12 protein-coding genes are annotated in these 18,134 nt (G+C 69.4%); 10 read left to right on the forward strand and 2 right to left on the reverse strand.

All coding sequences use genetic code 11. The features are described 5' to 3' along the window. Window positions 1-102 precede the first annotated feature (102 nt). The 7 genes from ACMGFG_RS23080 (at window position 103) to dapB (ending at window position 15,049) form a co-directional block, all read left to right on the forward strand. On the forward strand, window positions 103-1,161 hold the full coding sequence (locus ACMGFG_RS23080) for an NAD(P)-dependent glycerol-1-phosphate dehydrogenase (RefSeq protein ID WP_436932641.1): 1,059 nt from the start codon (window positions 103-105) through the stop codon (window positions 1,159-1,161). A gap of 831 nt (window positions 1,162-1,992) precedes the next feature. After that, a complete protein-coding gene (ileS, locus tag ACMGFG_RS23085) occupies window positions 1,993-5,283 on the forward strand; it encodes an isoleucine--tRNA ligase (RefSeq protein WP_436932642.1) in 3,291 nt (1,096 codons plus the stop codon). A 415-nt stretch (window positions 5,284-5,698) separates the two neighbouring features. Then, the gene (locus ACMGFG_RS23090) at window positions 5,699-6,955 is read left to right on the forward strand and encodes a Glu/Leu/Phe/Val family dehydrogenase (RefSeq protein WP_436932643.1); all 1,257 of its coding nucleotides are present in this window, start codon (window positions 5,699-5,701) and stop codon (window positions 6,953-6,955) included. A 276-nt stretch (window positions 6,956-7,231) separates the two neighbouring features. Beyond that, entirely contained in the window at window positions 7,232-11,764 is a 4,533-nt protein-coding gene (gene gltB, locus ACMGFG_RS23095) for a glutamate synthase large subunit (protein WP_436932644.1), read from the forward strand. A gap of 198 nt (window positions 11,765-11,962) precedes the next feature. Beyond that, window positions 11,963-13,066: a winged helix-turn-helix transcriptional regulator gene (locus ACMGFG_RS23100; RefSeq protein ID WP_436932645.1), complete on the forward strand. Its 1,104-nt coding sequence runs from the start codon at window positions 11,963-11,965 to the stop codon at window positions 13,064-13,066. A gap of 298 nt (window positions 13,067-13,364) precedes the next feature. Further along, window positions 13,365-14,288 (forward strand): 4-hydroxy-tetrahydrodipicolinate synthase, encoded by a 924-nt coding sequence (gene dapA / locus ACMGFG_RS23105; RefSeq protein WP_436932646.1) that lies wholly within the window; start codon window positions 13,365-13,367, stop codon window positions 14,286-14,288. Then, window positions 14,285-15,049: a 4-hydroxy-tetrahydrodipicolinate reductase gene (gene dapB / locus ACMGFG_RS23110; RefSeq protein WP_436932647.1), complete on the forward strand. Its 765-nt coding sequence runs from the start codon at window positions 14,285-14,287 to the stop codon at window positions 15,047-15,049. The genes dapA and dapB overlap by 4 nt, the downstream gene beginning before the upstream one ends. A gap of 9 nt (window positions 15,050-15,058) precedes the next feature. On the opposite strand, the gene ACMGFG_RS23115 is transcribed toward dapB, so the two are convergent. Beyond that, window positions 15,059-15,487, reverse strand: a complete 429-nt coding sequence (locus ACMGFG_RS23115; protein WP_436932648.1) for a hypothetical protein — start codon at window positions 15,485-15,487, stop codon at window positions 15,059-15,061. Between the two features lie 92 nt (window positions 15,488-15,579). On the opposite strand from ACMGFG_RS23115, the gene ACMGFG_RS23120 reads away from it, so the two are divergent. The 3 genes from ACMGFG_RS23120 (at window position 15,580) to ACMGFG_RS23130 (ending at window position 17,500) form a co-directional block, all read left to right on the forward strand. Further along, window positions 15,580-16,410 (forward strand): 2,3,4,5-tetrahydropyridine-2,6-dicarboxylate N-succinyltransferase, encoded by an 831-nt coding sequence (locus ACMGFG_RS23120; protein ID WP_436932649.1) that lies wholly within the window; start codon window positions 15,580-15,582, stop codon window positions 16,408-16,410. A gap of 68 nt (window positions 16,411-16,478) precedes the next feature. Further along, window positions 16,479-16,661, forward strand: a complete 183-nt coding sequence (locus tag ACMGFG_RS23125; RefSeq protein ID WP_436932650.1) for an antitoxin VapB family protein — start codon at window positions 16,479-16,481, stop codon at window positions 16,659-16,661. Window positions 16,662-16,708: 47 nt separating this feature from the next. Beyond that, window positions 16,709-17,500: an Nmad3 family putative nucleotide modification protein gene (locus ACMGFG_RS23130; protein ID WP_436932651.1), complete on the forward strand. Its 792-nt coding sequence runs from the start codon at window positions 16,709-16,711 to the stop codon at window positions 17,498-17,500. 66 nt (window positions 17,501-17,566) lie between these two features. On the opposite strand, the gene ACMGFG_RS23135 is transcribed toward ACMGFG_RS23130, so the two are convergent. Beyond that, a complete protein-coding gene (locus ACMGFG_RS23135; RefSeq protein WP_436932652.1) occupies window positions 17,567-17,824 on the reverse strand; it encodes a hypothetical protein in 258 nt (85 codons plus the stop codon). Window positions 17,825-18,134: the final 310 nt, after the last annotated feature.

The raw sequence follows: 18,134 nt of genomic DNA on the forward strand, positions 1-18,134 counted from the left end.
GGCGAGCCGCCGCAAACGCGCCGCGTCGGCGGGTTCGGGACCCCCGACGACGGCCGTCGCGGGACGGCAAGCGTTTTGCCGGCCGACCGCGCATACCTCGGCATGTTCGACAAGTCGACGTGGATACGACTGCCGCGCAACGTCGTGGTCGGCCACGGCGTGCTCGACGACGCCGCGGCGGCCGTCGAGGAGTTGCGCCTCCACGGCGACCCGCTGGTGGTCACCAGCCCGACGCCCGCCGAGGTGGCCGGCGACCGGGTCGTCGCGGGCTTTTCCGACGCCGGGTTCGACCCGCGGGTGGTCCGCATCGAGGAGGCGACGTTCGGCGCCGTCGAGGAGGTCATCGAGGTCGCCGCGAGCGACGACGTGGGCTACCTCGTCGGCGTCGGCGGCGGCAAGGTCATCGACGTGACCAAGATGGCCGGTGAGGAGGTCGGCAAGGGCTTCGTCTCGGTCCCCACGGCGGCCAGCCACGACGGCATCGTCTCCGGGCGGGCCTCCATCCCGGAGGGCGACACCCGTCACAGCGTCGCCGCCGAGCCGCCGCTGGCGGTCGTCGCCGACACCGAGATCCTGGCCGACGCGCCCTGGGAACTCACCACCGCGGGCTGTGCCGACATCATCTCGAATTTTACTGCCGTTCGGGACTGGGAACTCGCCCACCGGCTGAAGAACGTCCGCTACCACGAGTACGCCGGCGCGCTCTCGCGGATGACCGCCGAGATGCTCGTCGAGAACGCCCACTCCATCCGGCCCGAACTGGAGGAGTCGGCCTGGATCGTGACGAAGGCGCTCGTCTCCTCGGGCGTCGCGATGTCCATCGCCGGGTCCTCCCGGCCGGCCTCGGGCGCCGAACACCTGATCTCCCACCAGCTCGACCGCATCGCGCCCGAGCCCGCGCTCCACGGCCACCAGGTCGGCGTCGCCTCGATCATGACCGAATACCTCCACTCGGGCGCGAAGGGCCAGTGGACGGACATCCGCGACGCCCTCGCGAGCATCGACGCGCCGACGACCGCCGAGGGGCTCGGGATCGACGACGAGACCGTCATCGAGGCGCTGACCACTGCCCACGAGATCCGGGACCGCTACACCATCCTCGGCGACGGCATGAGCGAGGATGCCGCCCGGGAGGCTGCGAGTGTGACCGGCGTTATCTGACCGCGGGGTCTTCGGTTCGGTCGTTCGGTCCAAAGGTACTGCTCGGCCCGTCGTTTCCTCTCGGGACGCGAACTCCACGGTAGCTACCTCGACAGCGACCGCAAACAGCGTGAAAGCCCCGACCCGTTCGGCTCCCGGGCCTCGCTGTCTCCGGAAATCGGAGATTTCCGGGATGACGAGAGAGCGAATCTCTCTCGAACCACGCTACTCGGCCTTCGGCCTGCGGTGTCTGAGGGTTACGGCCTCAGATTAGCGGGACCTCCGGTCCCGCGTCACTTACGTCGCCCGGGTTCGCCGAACGGGTCGCCCCTTTCATTCCCACCCGCACAGACTGCCCGGCCAGCCGACGCGGGTGGGAATGAAAGGGGCCGGTCGCTCCGGGAAGACGGGCGACGCAAGCACTGGAACGAGCGAAGCGAGTGAAGCGCGCAGCGAGTCCCTCGACCGAAGCGGACGGGGGCTTTCACGCTGTTCGTGGCCGTTGCCGTCCCTGCGGTCGCGGTGCTGTCGTCTCCGTCTACCTCGTCCACTGCCACCGAGCCCCACACTTCCGAAAACGATTTATCGACCGAAACGAGTACAACGGATAATGACGCGGCACCGCGTGCCCGCCGCGGCGGTCTCGATTATCGCCCCGGCAGGGGCATAGTACCTACTTTCTCGGGGCACGACGGTTCCGCACTTCGGCGACACCAGTCACGTTGACGCCAGCGTGTCGCTCCCGCGAGCCCGCTCGTGCCGTGAGTCACGTTCCGAAAGCGGCGGCCGAGCCCTCGATGTGAGTCGCCGGCCGCCCGCACCGCACGCCGACCGACACGACGAGAGACATCCATGCCAGAGCGACTACCGGACCACTACGACCCGAACGCGGTCGAACAGCACGTCAAAGACCACTGGACGGACGCCGACGCCTTCCCGGGCGTCGACGCACCCGCGGAGACCAGCCACGCCTACGAGTACGCCAAGCGCCGGGCCGCGGAGCGGGGCGCCGAGGACGGCGCGGAGCCGTTCTACTTCCTCGACGGGCCGCCGTTCACCAGCGGGCGGATGCACGTGGGCAACGCCTGGGGGAAGATCCTCAAGGACGCGCTGCTGCGGTACCACCGCATGCAGGGCCGTCCCGTCCTCGCCCGGCCGGGCTACGACACCCACGGCCTCCCGGTCGAGGTGAACGTCGAGGCCGACCACGAGTTCGAGATGAAAGATGCCGTCGAGGCGTACGGCGTCGACCGGTTCGTCGACGAGTGCCGCGCGTTCGTCGAAGACCAGCGCGCCGTCATGGACGAGGAGTTCCGCGACCTGGCGGTGTGGATGGACTGGGACGACGTCTACCAGACGATGGACGCCGAGTACGTCGACACGGTGTGGGACGCCTTCGCGGCGCTGTACGACCGGGGACTCGTCGAGCGGGGCGACCAGGTGGTCAACACCTGCCCGCGCTGCGAGACGGCGGTCTCGGACTCGCGGCTGGAGTACGCCGACCGGACCGTCGACGCGGTGTACGTCGGCTTCCCGCTGGCCGACACAGGCAGGGAGGGCACCCTCGTCGCCTGGACGACGACGCCGTGGACGCTCGTCGGCAACCAGTTCGTCGCCGTCGACGAGAGCGGGGAGTACGCCGCCGTAGAGGTCGTGGACGGCGCGGTCGGCGAGAACACAGTCGACGCCGCGGTCGACGGCCCGCTCTACGTCGCCGCCGAGCGAGTCGACGCGGTGATGGACGCGCTGGGCGTCGCAGCGGACGACTACGAGGTCGTCGAAACGCTCCGGGGAAGCGAGCTCGTCGGCGCGACCTACGACCACCCGCTCGCGGACCGACTGGCGGACCATCCGACGCCCCGCGGCCGGGTCGTCCACGCCGACTACGTCGAGACCGGCGGTGACGGCACCGGGCTGGTCCACTCCGCGCCGGGGTTCGGCCACGAGGATTCCGAGCGGGCCCGCGAGTTGGGGCTCGGCGACCCGGGGTACGCACCGGTCGACCTGATGGGGCGGTTCACCGACGACGCGGGGCCGTTCGCGGGCCTGGCCGTCCACGGGGAAGGCCGCACAGCTGTCGTCGACGCGCTCGACGAGGCGGGCGCGCTGCTCGGGCGCGAGCGGTTCACCCACGAGTACCCGCAGTGCCCGCGGTGTGACACCGACGTGGTGATGCGCGCCGCCGAGCAGTGGCTCGTCCGCGTCACCGATATGAAAGACGATCTGCTCGACGCGGTCGGGGACACGACGTGGTACCCCGCCGAGGCCCGGGACGGCCGCTTTCGCAACACTGTCGAGACGGCGCCGGACTGGAACGTCTCCCGCCAGCGCTACTGGGGGAGTCCGCTCCCCGTGTGGCACTGCGGGGACTGCGGCCGCGACACCGTCGTCTCCTCGCGCGCCGACCTGGCCAAGCGGGCCGGACTGGACGAAGTACCCGACGACCCACACCGTCCGGTCGTCGACGAGGTGACCGTGCCCTGCCCTGACTGCGGCGGCGAGGCCGAGCGGGTCGCGGACGTGCTCGACGTGTGGTTCGACTCCGCCGTGGCCTCGTGGGCGAGCCTGCGCGAGCGCCCGAGCGAGAATCCCCGGCCCGAGGACTGGCCCGCCGACCTCGTGGTCGAGGGCAACGACCAGACCCGCGGGTGGTTCCTGATGCAGCTCTACCTGGGCGTGGCCTTTGCCGACCGGGCGCCCTACGAGGAGGTGCTGATGCACGGCTGGGCGCTGCTCGACGGCGAGGGGATGTCGAAGTCCCGCGGGCACGTCCTCCGACCGCCCGAGGTCGCCGAGGCCCACGGCCGCGACGCCCTGCGGGCGCACCTGCTCGGCCACGAACAGCAGGGCCAGGACGTGACGATGACCTCCGAGATGACGGGCGTCGAGACGACCCGCGAACGGTTCGACGTGGTGTGGAACGTCGCCCGCTTCGCCGCGATGTTCATGGCCGAGGACGACTATCGACCCGCGGTCGAACTCACCGCCGCCCCCGACGGCCGCCGGGTGCTCGATCGGTGGGTCCTCGCGCGCCTGCGCGAGGTGACCGAGCGAGCGACCGCGGGCTTCGAGGAGCGGGAACCGAACGCCGCGCTCGACGCGGTTCTCGACTTTCTGGTCGAGGACGTGTCGCGCTACTACGTCCAGACGGTCCGCGACCGCGTCTGGACGCCCGACACGACCGCGGACAAGCGGGTCGCCTACGACACGCTCGGGACGGTGCTGGGCGTCTGCGTCCGGTCGCTCGCGCCGTTCGCGCCCCACCTCGCCGAGCGGCTCTACCGGGCGCTCGACGGGCCCGCCGACGCGGGCGAGCCGACCGTCCACGCGACGACCTGGCCGGACGCCGACGCGCTCGGTCTGCCCGACCGGCCGGAACTGGTCGAGCGAGTCAAGGCGCTCCGTGCGGTCGAGGGTGCAGTGGCGACCGCACGCCAGGAGATGGGCCGCAAGCACCGCTGGCCGGTCGCCGGGGTCGTCGTCGAGACCGACGACGAGACGGTCACCGCGGCGGTCGACGCCCACCGCGAGTTGCTGGCCGAGCGGACGAACGCCGCGTCGGTCGAACGCACCGAGCGCTACCCCGCCCGCGAGCGGGTGGTCGTCCCCGAGATGGACGCGCTCGGCCCGGCCTTCCGGGACGACGCGGCGGCGGTCGCCGACGCCGTGGAGGGACGGCCGGCCGACGAGTTGCCGCTGACCGTCACCGTCGACGGGACCGACCGCGAGGTGACCGCCGAGCAGGTGTCGGTCGTCGAGCGCGTCCCCGAGGGCGTGCGGCGGGTCCCCTTCGACGGCGGGACCGTCTACGTCGACGAGTCGCTCCCGGAACAGCTCCGCAGGGAGGGACTGGCGCGTGACGTGACCCGCCGCGCCCAGGAGATGCGCGCCGACCTCGAGCTGGCCGTCGACGAGCGGGTCCGGCTGGCGGTCCGCACCGACGACGAGGCGGTGGCCGCGGCGCTGGAGACCCACGCCGACGAACTGCGCCGCGCCGTCCGGGTCGACGACCTGTTGGTCTCGGCGGGCGGCGAGGGGTCCGACGGCGGCGGACCGGACGACTACGCCCACACCCGCCAGTGGACGGTCGACGGCGCGGCGGTGACGCTGGCGATGGAACCCGCGAGGAGCTCGCGAGCGTGAGATCGATGGACCACGGAAGGATGGGATAGGATGGGATTCGCCGTAGGCGGGGAACGGGAGCGTGTGACCGTACCGCGCCCCCGGCGTTTGCTGGTGATTCGTCGCGGGACATAAATGGCCGTCAGACTCCGGGCTGACGACCGGCAGACGCCGGCCGATTTCGTGTGAAATCGCCGTCAGGCGAGGGGATCGATCCGCCCCGCAGCGGTGTCGACCGGCACCGACGCGACGCCCGGATCGCCCCTTGGCCGGCGGCCGCGACCGGCGGTTCGCTCCCGTAGATCCGAGAGATAACTATGTGGTTATATACCTATTATTGTCAGTATCCCCTTCCCCGATAATAATCTAACTGAATAGAGCCTATTTCCTGAACGATTCCGTTTTATTTTTACCAGAAGTCGACGAGCGTTCATACATGGGATCCGACGTCAACCCCTTCGAGAGCCTGCAGGAACAGATCGACGAGGCTGCACAGTACCTCGACGTGGACGAGGGCATGCTGGAGCGGCTGAAAAACCCCGAGCGCATCCTGGAGACGAACCTCTCGGTGGAGATGGACGACGGGTCGATCGAGGTGTTCCGCGCCTACCGCTCGCAGTTCAACGGCGACCGCGGGCCCTACAAGGGCGGCATCCGCTACCACCCGCAGGTCTCGCGCGACGAGGTCAAGGCGCTGTCGGGCTGGATGGTCTACAAGACGGCGACGGTGGGCATCCCGCTGGGCGGCGGCAAGGGCGGCATCGTCATCGACCCCGACGACTACTCCGAGGACGAACTGGAGCGCATCACGCGTGCCTTCGCCAAGGAACTGACGCCGATCATCGGCGAGGACCGTGACGTGCCCGCGCCCGACGTGAACACGGGCCAGCGGGAGATGAACTGGATCAAGGACACCTACGAGACGCTGGAGAACACCACGGAGCCGGGCGTCATCACCGGCAAGGACATCTCCAGCGGCGGCAGCGAGGGCCGCGTCGAGGCGACCGGCCGCTCGACGGTCATCGCCGCCCGCGAGGCGTTCGACTACCTCGACAAGAGCGTCGACGGCGCGACCGTCGCGGTCCAGGGCTACGGCAACGCGGGCTGGCTCTCCGCGAAGCTCATCGACGAGATGGGCGCGGACGTGGTCGCCGTCTCCGACTCCAGCGGCGGGATCTACAGCGAGGACGGCCTCGACCCGGTCGCCGCCAAGGACCACAAGCGCGAGACCGGCAGCGTCGTCGGCTACCACGGCGCCGACGAGGAGGTCTCCAACGACGAACTGCTCCAGCTCGACGTGGATCTCCTGATCCCCGCTGCCCTCGAGAACGCCATCGACGAGGAGATCGCCGAGGGCGTCCAGGCCGACGTGATCTCCGAGGCCGCCAACGGCCCGATCACGCCCAAGGGCGACGACGTGCTCGAGGACAAGGACGTCGTCATCGTCCCGGACATCCTCGCCAACGCCGGGGGCGTCACGGTGTCGTACTTCGAGTGGGTGCAGAACCGCCAGCGCTTCTACTGGGACGAACAGCGCGTCAACGAGGAGCTCGAGGACATCACCGTCGAGCAGTTCTGGAACCTCGTCGACGCCTACGAGGAACACAACCTGCCGAGCTTCCGCGTCGCCGCCTACGTCGTCGCGATCCAGCGCGTCCTCGACGCCGCCGAACAGGCCGGCACCTGGCCCTGAGTCGCTGCCGACGCTCACACGTCCGTCAACTTCGGTCGGCCCCGTTACGTTTCAATCTCGTTTTTCGATCGTTCGTATCGTTTCATCGCCATTCAGGCATCTTTATACTGTTCAGTACCGTCGTTTGGATCAACTACGATCAGTCAGCGATATTATCCTGTTCGTTCGTGAGGTAATACACCTTCAAAGTCCCTAATATCCCTTAGTGTGGATATAACGGTCATATAGTCTATCAGGCAAACCGTTTTATCGGGGTACCGGGAAGGGACGGGACACATGAGTACGTTCTCTCGCGACGACGGGGACCACCGGCTGGCGGACCCGGCCGACGCGCGGTCCAACTGCGGCGTCGGGGTCGTGATGGACCTCGACGGCGACGGTGGGCACTGGGTCCTCGCGGACGGACTGGAGCTGCTCGAGAACCTCGAACACCGCGGTACCACGGGCGCCGAAGAGGCGACCGGCGACGGCGCCGGCGTCATGATCCAGACGCCCCACGACTTCTTCGCCGACGAGGTCGACGCCGACCTCACGCCCGGCGAGTACGCGGTCGGATCGCTGTTCCTCCCGAAAGACGACGAGGCCCGCGAAGAACTGAAAGGCGTCGTCGAGGACCGCTTCGCCGACGAGGGCCTCGACGTGGTCGCCTGGCGGACCGTCCCCACGGACAACTCGGACCTCGGACAGACGGCGCTGGACTCCGAGCCCGAGATGGTGCAGGTCTTCGTCGAGTCGGCCGAGGGACTGACCGGCGACGACTTCGACCGGCAACTGTACACCGCGCGGCGCGCCCTCGAGACCCACGTCGAGGAGACCGAGCCGGCGGGCCACGAGCGGTTCTACGTCGTCTCGCTGGCCACCGACCGGGTCGTCTACAAGGGCCTGCTGAAGGGCGAGCAGGTCGCCGGCTACTACCCGGACCTGACCGACGAGCGCGTCGACACCACCTTCGCGATGGTCCACGCCCGCTTCTCGACGAACACGCTCGGCGCGTGGCACCTCGCGCACCCCTACCGCGGCATCATCCACAACGGCGAGTTCAACACCATCCAGGGCAACATCAACTGGATGCGCGCGCGGGAGACGGACCTCGAGTCCGACGCGTTCGACGACGTGGACAAGCTCAAGCCGATCATCGACGACCCCGAGCAGTCGGACACCGCGAGCGTCGACAACGCGCTGGAACTCCTGATGCTCGAGGGTCGTGATCTGCCCCACGCGCTCCGGATGCTCATCCCCGAGGCGTGGCGGGGCGAGGCCAACGACGTGAGCGGCGCCCGCCGCGACTGGTACGACTACCACGCCTCGCTGGTCGAGCCGTGGGACGGCCCCGCGCTCGTCGCGGCGACCGACGGCGAGCGCGTCGGCGCCGTCCTCGACCGCAACGGCTTGCGGCCCTGCCGCTACGACGTGACCACCGACAACACGCTCGTGATGGCCAGCGAGGCGGGCGCGCTGGACACCGACCCCGCCGACATCGAGGAGCGGGGGCGCCTCCAGCCCGGGCAGCTGTTTCTCGCCGACCCCGAGGAGGGTCGGGTCATCCCCGACGAGGAGGTCTTCGACGACCTCACCGACGAGCAGTACGGCGAGTGGGTCGCCGACGAGCAGGTCGACCTCGCCGAGGTGGTCGAGGATCCGGACAACCTCCCCCAGCACGACTTCGACGAGCTGCGGGCCTACCAGGCCCAGTACGGCTACACCTACGACGAGGTCGACCACCTGCTCGAACCGATGGCCGAGAAAGGCAAGGACCCCGTCGGCTCGATGGGCGACGACACCCCCCTCTCGGTGCTCTCGCAGTTCAACCGTCCCCTCTTTACCTACTTCAAGCAGCTGTTCGCCCAGGTCACCAACCCGCCGCTGGACTACATCCGCGAGGAGCTGGTCACCTCGCTGGAGTCGCGGCTGGGCTACCAGCGCAACCTGCTCGACGAGTCGTCCGAACACGCCCGCCAGCTCGTGCTCGACTCGCCGATCCTCACCGACCAGCAGACCGAGGCGATCCGCGAGCTCGACGCGAACGACATGTCCTCGAAGGTGGTCGACATCACCTACGACCCGTCGGAGACGGACCTGCGCGAGGCCGTCGAGGACGCCCGCGAGGCGGCCACCGAGGCCGCCACGGAGCACGACGTGCTGGTCCTCTCGGACCGGGCGGCCGGCGAGGACCGCGTCGCCGTCCCGAGCCTCCTCGCGGTGGGCGGGATCCACCACCACCTCGTCCGCAACGGCCTGCGCAACCACGTCGGGCTCGTCCTCGAGTCCGGCGACCCCCGGACCGTCCACCACATGGCCACCCTCGTCGGCTACGGCGCGGGCGCGGTCAACCCCTACCTCGCCTACCAGACCATCGAGGATCTGGTCGCAGGACCGGACGGCGCCGAACTCTCCACCGCGATCGACGCCTACGTCAACGCCCTGGAGGACGGCCTCCTGAAGACGATGGCCAAGATGGGTATCTCCACCGTCGAGAGCTACCAGGGCGCCCAGATCTTCGAGGCGGTCGGCCTCTCCTCCGATTTCGTCGCGGAGTACTTCGAGGGCACCGCCAACAGGACCGAGGGCATCGGCCTCGAGGAGATCGAGGAGGACCTGCTCGACCGCCACGAGGTCGCCTGGGGCGAGGACCCGGACCTCGAACGCCAGGGCGAGTTCGAGAACCGCTCGGGGGGTATCCACCACCAGTGGAACCCCTCGACGGTGGGCAAGGTCCAGCAGGCCGTTCGAACGGGCGACTACGAGCGCTACAAGGAGTTCGCCAGCGAGATCAACGACCAGAACGAGCAACTCCAGACGCTGCGAGGACTGCTGGAGTTCGACTCGGACCGCGACCCGGTCCCGATCGAGGAGGTCGAGCCCGTCGAGGAGATCGTCGAGCGCTTCGAGACGGCGGCGATGAGCCTCGGGTCGCTGTCGCCTGAGATGCACGAGAACAACGCCATCGCGATGAACCGGCTGGGCGCGACGGCCAACACCGGCGAGGGCGGCGAGCCCCCCGAGCGGTTCGACACCGAGAAGAACTGCTCGACCAAGCAGGTCGCCTCCGGCCGCTTCGGCGTCACCAGCCACTACCTCGCCTCGGCCGACGAGCTGCAGATCAAGATGGCCCAGGGCTCCAAGCCCGGCGAGGGCGGCCACCTCCCCGGCAAGAAGGTCAACGAGATGATCGCCCACGTCCGCTACGCGACGCCCGGCGTCGGGCTCATCTCGCCGCCGCCGCTGCACGACATCTACTCCATCGAGGACCTCAAGCAGCTCATCCACGACCTGAAGGCCTCCAATCCCGACGCCGACGTGAACGTCAAGCTCGTCGCCGAGGACGGCATCGGCACCATCGCGGCCGGCGTCGCCAAGGCCAACGCCGACAAGGTCCACATCTCCGGCCACGACGGCGGGACCGGCGCCTCGCCGAAGACCTCCATCAAGTCCGCGGGCCTCCCGTGGGAACTGGGCCTCGCGGAGGCCAACCAGATGCTCCGCGCGACGGGCCTGCGCTCCCGGATCGAGGTGACGACCGACGGCGGGATGAAGACCGGCCGCGACGTGGCCGTCGCCACCCTGCTCGGGGCCGAGGGGTACGCCTTCGGCACCGCGTCGATGGTCACCTCCGGCTGCGTGATGGCCCGCCAGTGCCACGAGAACACCTGCCCCGTCGGGGTCGCCACCCAGAACGAGAAGCTGCGCGACCGGTTCCCGGGCGAGCCACAGCACGTCATCAACTACATGACCTTCGTCGCCCAGGAGCTGCGGGAGATCATGGCCGAGCTGGGCTTCACCAGCGTCGACGAGATGGTCGGCCGCCCCGGGGTGCTCGCCCAGCGCACCGACGTGACCCAGCCCAAGGCGAAGAAGGTCGACCTGTCGAGCGTCATCGCCGAGCCCGCCGGCGACGACGACCGCTACAAGACCCGCGAGCAGACCCACGAGGTCAGCGGGTCGCTGGACTGGGAGCTCATCGAGGAAGCCGAGCCCGCCATCGAGTCCGGCGAGCCCGTCGCCATCTCGACGGACGTGGACAACACCAACCGCGCGGTGGGCGCGACGCTCTCGAACGAGATCTCCAGCGAGTACGGCGGCGAGGGCCTGCCCGACGACACCATCGAGTGCCGCCTGGAGGGCACCGCCGGCCAATCGTTCGGCGCCTTCCTCCAGCAGGGGGTCACGATGGACCTGGTCGGCTCGGCCAACGACTACGTCGGCAAGGGCCTCTCCGGTGGGAAGCTGATCGTCCGGACCCCCGAGAACGCAAACTACGCGGCCGACGAGAACGTCGTCATCGGCAACGTCGCGCTGTACGGCGCGACCCAGGGCGAGGCCTACGTCAACGGCGTCGCCGGCGAACGGTTCGCCGTCCGTAACTCCGGCGTGAAGGGCGTCGTCGAGGGCGTCGGCGACCACGGCTGCGAGTACATGACCGGCGGCGCCATCGTCGTCCTCGGCGAGACGGGCAAGAACTTCGCGGCCGGGATGTCCGGCGGCGTCGCCTACGTCTACGACCCCGACGGCGAGTTCGCCCGGAAGGCCAACACCGGCATGGTCTCGATCGAGCCGACGATCGACGAACTCGACCGGGAGATGGTCACCCGGCTGGTCGAGAACCACGCCGAGTACACCGACTCCGACCGCGCGGCCGAACTGCTGGCCGACTGGGACGACGAGCTGGACAACTTCACGAAGGTGATGCCCGACGCCTACGCCGAGGTCATCGCGGAGCGCGAGCACGCCGACGTGCGTACCGAACTGCCCGAGCCGGCCGCTCCAGCCTCCGAGAGCGGCGCCGCGAGCCACGGGCAGGCCGACGACTGACGCGCCCGCCCCGCTCGCAGTCGCGTTCTCCCGCCCGACACGGCCAGTCCGAGCGCCGTCGGCTGCGGAATACCTGCGTGCGGTCGCGACCGACTCACCCGGTAGTGGCGTCGAAGCGGCGGAACGATACCCGAGTCGTCCTTCGAATCTCTCTCCGAGCGGAAGGCCTATTAGCGTCGATAGACTGTAGATACGTCAATGAGCCGATCGGACCGCGGACCGGGGCAGCCGCGTGCGATGATCCACCGGCGGATCCTCGACGTGGCCGAATCGGACCCGGACGCGTCGATGGCGGCGATCGCCGAGGAGGTCAGCGGCGCGTCGCCGAGCCTCGTCGAGCGCGTCCTCGACGAGTACGGCGACCCCGGTCGCGACCCCGACCCGGAGGACGAATCCATGAACGCCGCGAACACCTCACCACCCGAGACAGAGCCCGCGACCGACACGGACGGTTCGAACGACGAGACGGGCGAGTCGCCGTCCGATGCCGACGGCAACTCGACCGACACGGACGACTCCCCGACCGACACCGAGGGATCGACCGGCGCGGACGACTCCCCGACCGAGTCGGGGGCGTCGACCGAGCCGGGGGAGTCGCCTCCCGAACCGGAGGATTCGGCGGCCGACGCCTCGGCCGACACGGGCGGCGAGGCCCCGACGGCGGCCGACCTCTCGGAGAAACAGCGCCGGACCCTCCGGGCGCTGTACGAGCGCCCCGGGGCCTCGCAGGGCGACCTGGCCGAGGAGCTGGACGTGACCCGGGCGACGGTGAGCCGCCGCCTCAACGCGATCCCGGGCTTCGAGTGGGGTGAGCGTCGCGCGTTCGCCGAGGCGGTCTTCGGCGACGGAGTCCGCGGCGAGTCCGACGACGGGGCCGGCGATGCGACGACCCGGGAGACGACGGCGGGCGACGCGGCGACCCGGGAGACGGCGGCCGACGACGCGGTGAACACCGAGGAGGGGTCGACGACGAGCGGGACCGACGCCGGCGAGCGCGAGTCGGGAACGGGCCCGGGCGACCCGGGAGCGGACAATCCGGAAGCGGGCGACCCGGGAGCGGACAATCCGGAAGCGGGCGACCCGGGGACGGACGACGCGATCGAAGGCGAACTCGCCGACCTCGAAGCGCGTGTCGAGGCGGTCGAGTCGCGTGTGCACGCGACCCACGACGCCGACGGCGAGGGCGCCGGGGCACCGCTCCCGCCGGAGCTCGCCCACAAGGTCGTCCACGCCTGCATGGAGTCCGACCGCGTGACCGAGGACGAGGAACTGGAGGTTCTGCGGGCGTTCATGCGGAACTGAGCGGGCGACCCCCGCGGCGGAGTCGTGCGGCGACGGGGCGGCGTCCGCAACGAATAAGTCGCTCGGGGCGCCTCTCACGGACATGGACCACCCCGTGCTCGCGGTCGACGGCGCCGGCGAGCCGGGCGTATCCGCCGCTTCTCCGAAACGCAAACGGTCGTGAGCGGCTCCCGGCGAGCGTAGCGCACTCGTCGCGGGCCGGTTTCGACCGGTCGCCGGCCACCGGGTTCCGGCGGGCCGCGACCCCAACCGCACCGCGACCCACCAACATATCACCCACCGACGCGAACACCGACCAATGACATTCCAGTTCCGCGGCGTGTACCCCGCCATGTGCACGCCGTTCGACGACGACGGCGGCATCGACTTCGAGACACTCCGAGCGGACGCCCAGCGGCTCGAGTCCGCGGGCGTCGACGGCCTCGTCCCCTGCGGCTCGACGGGCGAGTCCGCGACGATGACCCACGACGAACATATCGAGGTCGTCGAGGCGGTCGTCGACGCGGTCGACGACGTGCCCGTCATCGCCGGCTCCGGCTCGAACAACACCCGCGAGGCGCTGTCGCTCTCCCGGCGGTCCGCCGACGCCGGCGCCGACGCGCTCCTGCTCATCTCGCCGTACTACAACAAGCCCGAACAGCGCGGCCTCGTCGAACACTACGAGCGCATCGCCGACGAGATCGACCTCCCGCAGATCGTCTACAACGTCCCCTCCCGGACGGGGCGCAACATCGAACCCGAGACGATCGCCGAACTCGCGGAACACCCGAACATCCAGGGCTACAAGGCCGCCAGCGGCGACATGGGACAGATCAGCGAGATCATCGAGCGGACCCGGGACACCGACCTCGACGTGCTCTCGGGCGACGACGGGATGACACTGCCGATGCTCTCTGTCGGCGGGACCGGCGCGATCAGCGTCGCCGCCAACGTCGAGCCCGAACGGACCTGTGCGATGGTCGGCGCGGCGCTGGCCGGCGATTACGAGCGCGCCCGGGAGATCCACCACCGGCTCGGTCCCCTCTTCCGCGAGCTGTTCGTCGAGACCAACCCGATCCCGGTCAAGGAGGCGATGCAGATCCGCGGGTACGGCCCGGCGCGGCTGCGCTCGCCGCTGACGCGGCTCTCCGAGGAGTACCGCGACGACCTGCAGGCTGTGCTGGACGACCTGGAATCCGAAACCTTCGATTACGAGGACGACTACGCCGAGATCGAACGATGAGCACGCGGGTCGCGGTCAACGGCGCAGCCGGGCGCATGGGTCGGACGGTCATCGAGGCGGCGAGCGAGCGCGGCGACGTGGAAGTCGTCGTCGGCTTCCACAGGACCGACGCCGGCGAGATCGACGGGGTTCCGGTCGTCGGCGCCGAGGAGGTCCCGGCCGCGCTGACCGAGCACGACCCCGACGCCGTCGTGGACTTCTCGCTGCCGGACGCGACGCTTGGCATCGTCGACGCCTGCGTCGAGGCGGGAGTCGGTCTGGTCGTCGGGACCACCGGCTTCGACGACGCGGGGTTCGACGCGCTGGAGGCGGCCAGCGACGAGATCCCCGTCCTCAAGGCGACGAACTTCTCGCGGGGCATCCAGACTCTCCTGCGGACCGTCCGGGAGGCCGTCGGCGCGCTCGACGGCTACGATCTGGAACTGACGGAGACCCACCACAACGACAAGGTCGACGCGCCCTCCGGGACGGCGAACACCATCCTTGAAACGGTCCAGGAGCAGCGGGACGTGGAACCGGTCTACGGCCGCGAGGGCCACGCCCCGCGCGACGAGGACGAGATCGGCGTCTTCGCCCGTCGTGCGGGTGACGTTCGCGGCGAACACGAACTCGTTCTCGCGGGCAACGACGAGGTGGTCTCGCTGTCCCACCGTGCGGAGGACCGCGCGGTCTTCGCCGCCGGAGCGCTCGACGCGGCGGTCTGGCTGGCAGACCGGGGCGACGGCTGGCACGAGTTCGACAACGTGATCGACGACGCCTGAGCGTCTCGGTCACCCCGCGTTCGCCGCGAATCGCGGCCACACGACGTGTCGGGCGACGCCGCCGAGCGCCAGCGCCCAGACGAACGCGACACAGCCGACGGCGAAGGACGGCGTCGCTCCGGGTGGCACCACGAGCCAGACGACCACCACCGCGACCGCGGCGAGAGCCAGCATTCCGACGAGCGCGACCGCGTCGTTCACGTGGCGGAGATCGACACGGTCGACGACCAGCGACGTGACGAGGCCGGCGACGGCGCCGAGCGGTATCGCCGTGAGGGCCGACCCGGTCGTGACAGGGCCGAACGACCCCGTCGTGTACGGAACGAGCAACGTCGGCGTGAGACCCAGAGCGATGAGCAACGTCCGGATCGCGCGCCAGCGATCCTCGACGTCCTCACACTCCGGATCGGACGACTCGCCTCGAACGAAACCGGTCATCGTACAGGTGTTTCAGTCAGTCCGACAAATGCTTTCCTCCGCGCGGCGACGACTCCGAGAGTGTTTTGCCCCCGGGGTGTCACGCCTCGGGTATGAGTCTCGAATCCGACATCGCGGACCTCTGGGCCAGAAAGCAGGACGGACTGACCGCCGCGGACGCGACCGACGACCACCTCGCGACCCTTGACGACTTCCTCGCCGCGCTGGAGGCCGGCGACGTGCGGGCCGCCGAGAAGTCCGGCGGCGAGTGGGAGGCCAACGAGTGGGTCAAGCAGGGCATCCTCCTGAACTTCGGCCTGCGCGAGACGGAGGCCCGTGAGTACGGCGACGTGGCCTACCACGACGTGCTCCCGCTGCGCGAGACCGAGGACCTGGGCGAGCGCGGCACGCGCAACACGCCGGACGGGACGGTCATCCGCCGCGGCGCATACGTCGGCAGCGACGCGATCCTGATGTCCCCGGCGTTCGTGAACATCGGCGCCCACGTCGGCGACGGGACCCTGGTCGACTCCTGCGATACGGTCGGCTCCTGCGCGCAGATCGGCGACGACGTGAAACTCGGCGCGAACACGCTCATCGGCGGCGTCCTCGAACCGGTCGAGGACGCGCCGGTCATCGTCGAGGACGGCGTCTCCCTGGGCGCGGGCTGTCGCGTCACCTCCGGGTTCGTCGTCGGCGAGAACTCCGTCGTCGGCGAGAACACCCTGCTCACCCCGCGGATCCCGGTCTACGACCTCGTCGAGGAGGAAGTGCTGTACGGCGAACTCCCGCCGGAACGGCGCGCCTTCACCCGCTTCGTCGAGTCGTCGGTCTCCGACCACGACCTCATCGACGGCGGCGCGTACAAGCCCGCCGTCGTCGCCACGAGCGTCGAGGAGGAAACCGTAGAGGCGACCGAGCGCGAGGACGCGCTGCGGGAGTGACGAGGTCGGAAGCCTGGCTCCCGTAGTTCGGCTCGAACTTTTTCGTGTTCGGAAATGGATGTTTGAATATGGCAAGAGAGGTCACACTATCGGACGACGCCTACGAGAAGCTAGAACGCCACAGACGAGAGGATAAGTCCTTCACCGATGTCGTCAGGCGGCTCGCCGGTAATGCGGCCCTGACGGAGTATCACGGCGCGCTCGACGAGTCGACCGCCGAAGAACTCTCTCGGGTCGTCGAAAGCCGGTAGCGGATAGCGATCGTCCGACTTTTCTCACCTCGTTCCAACTCTCGGCCGTGACAGTCGTCTGCTGCGGCGTCGGTGCCGACACCGGCAACGTCCGCCCAGTCCCGGGCGTCGACGCCGAGGGCCGCTTCGAGTACGTCCCCATCCCGGAGAAGGGCGCGACCACCGAGACGGCCACCTACGGCTCGCTCGACCGGCGCCACGGTGAGGGGACGCTCGCGGACCTGCTCGACGGGGTCCGCCCGGGCAGCGACGGCGAGTGGGTCACCGACCCGGCGGCGGTCCGCGAGCAGCCGGTCCACCGCGACCCGAACCTGGCGGCACTCACCTACGGCGAGCACCGGCCGGGCTACGTGGCGAAACTGCGCGAACTGGAACCCGGCGACATCGTCGCGTTCTACGGCGGTTTCCCCGGCCCCGACAGCGACTACAAGCACCGCTATCTGTTCGGCTACTTCACGGTCGCGGAATCGCCAGTGGTGCTCGACCCGTCGATGGGTCGGGCCGACGTGGAGCAACTCCTCGCCCAGCACCCCGACAACGCCCACGCCAAGCGCTTCGCCGGCCACGGCGACCTGTACTACCACGACCCCGAGTTCACCGACCGGCCGCGGCCGGTGGTGATCGTGCCCGGCGAGGAGCCGGGGGGCCTTCTCGACCGGGCGGTGCGGCTCAGCGACCGGCGACAGGGGCCGAACTACTACATGGACGAGGCGGTCGCGGACGCGCTGGCGCCGGCGTCGGCGACCGAGCGCGGGGCCCACCTCGGCGGGTTCAAGCCGGCGGTCCGCTGCGACGTGCGCGCCGACGAGTTCGTCGAATTCGTGCGAGAACAGACGTGAACGGCCGGGAAATGTCGTCCGGTCAGCAGATCTACCCGCTGATTACGACAGTTCTCGTCTGTGATATCACAGACCGAACAGTACGACCAGAACGACAGCGACGAGGACAGCGAGATACAGGGCGTACTTCGCGACCGAAGGCCCGGAGTCCGTCGAGTCCGCCTCCGGGTCGTCCACTTCGACGTCGTACCCCAGCGCTTTGAGGTCCTTGGCTCCGATATCGTTGGAACTCGATCCCTCACTGGTCATGCTACTTCTCACTTCCCCGTCCGTCGTTCCCCCCGTCGAAGTGTGTCCCGTCCCGCCCCCGCTGTCTCCGTCCATACCCCGGGTATCGTCTCGGACGCCATAAGAACTCTTCCGGGTGACGTGATTCTCGGAGGGGTTCCTCCCCTCCGTACAGTTCTCGGAGCGGTACACAGCCGCTCAGTACCGAGCATCCGCGCGCCTGCGGCGCGCGGTTCGACCGCCGGAGCGGGGCGAAGCCCTGCGAAGGCGGCCTTTTTTACCCATGTCGCTCTTGTGAAGCACGTTGTTGATTTTCAGAGCGCGGCGTCGAGAGCGTGTTTGAGCGCTTGGTCGCCTGGTTTTCTGTAGAGTTCACGGCGGAGTTCGAAAGCTCTGAGATACGGCG

Origin of the sequence: Halosimplex halobium, from assembly GCF_051414055.1 — an archaeon.
Lineage (GTDB): Archaea > Halobacteriota > Halobacteria > Halobacteriales > Haloarculaceae > Halosimplex > Halosimplex halobium.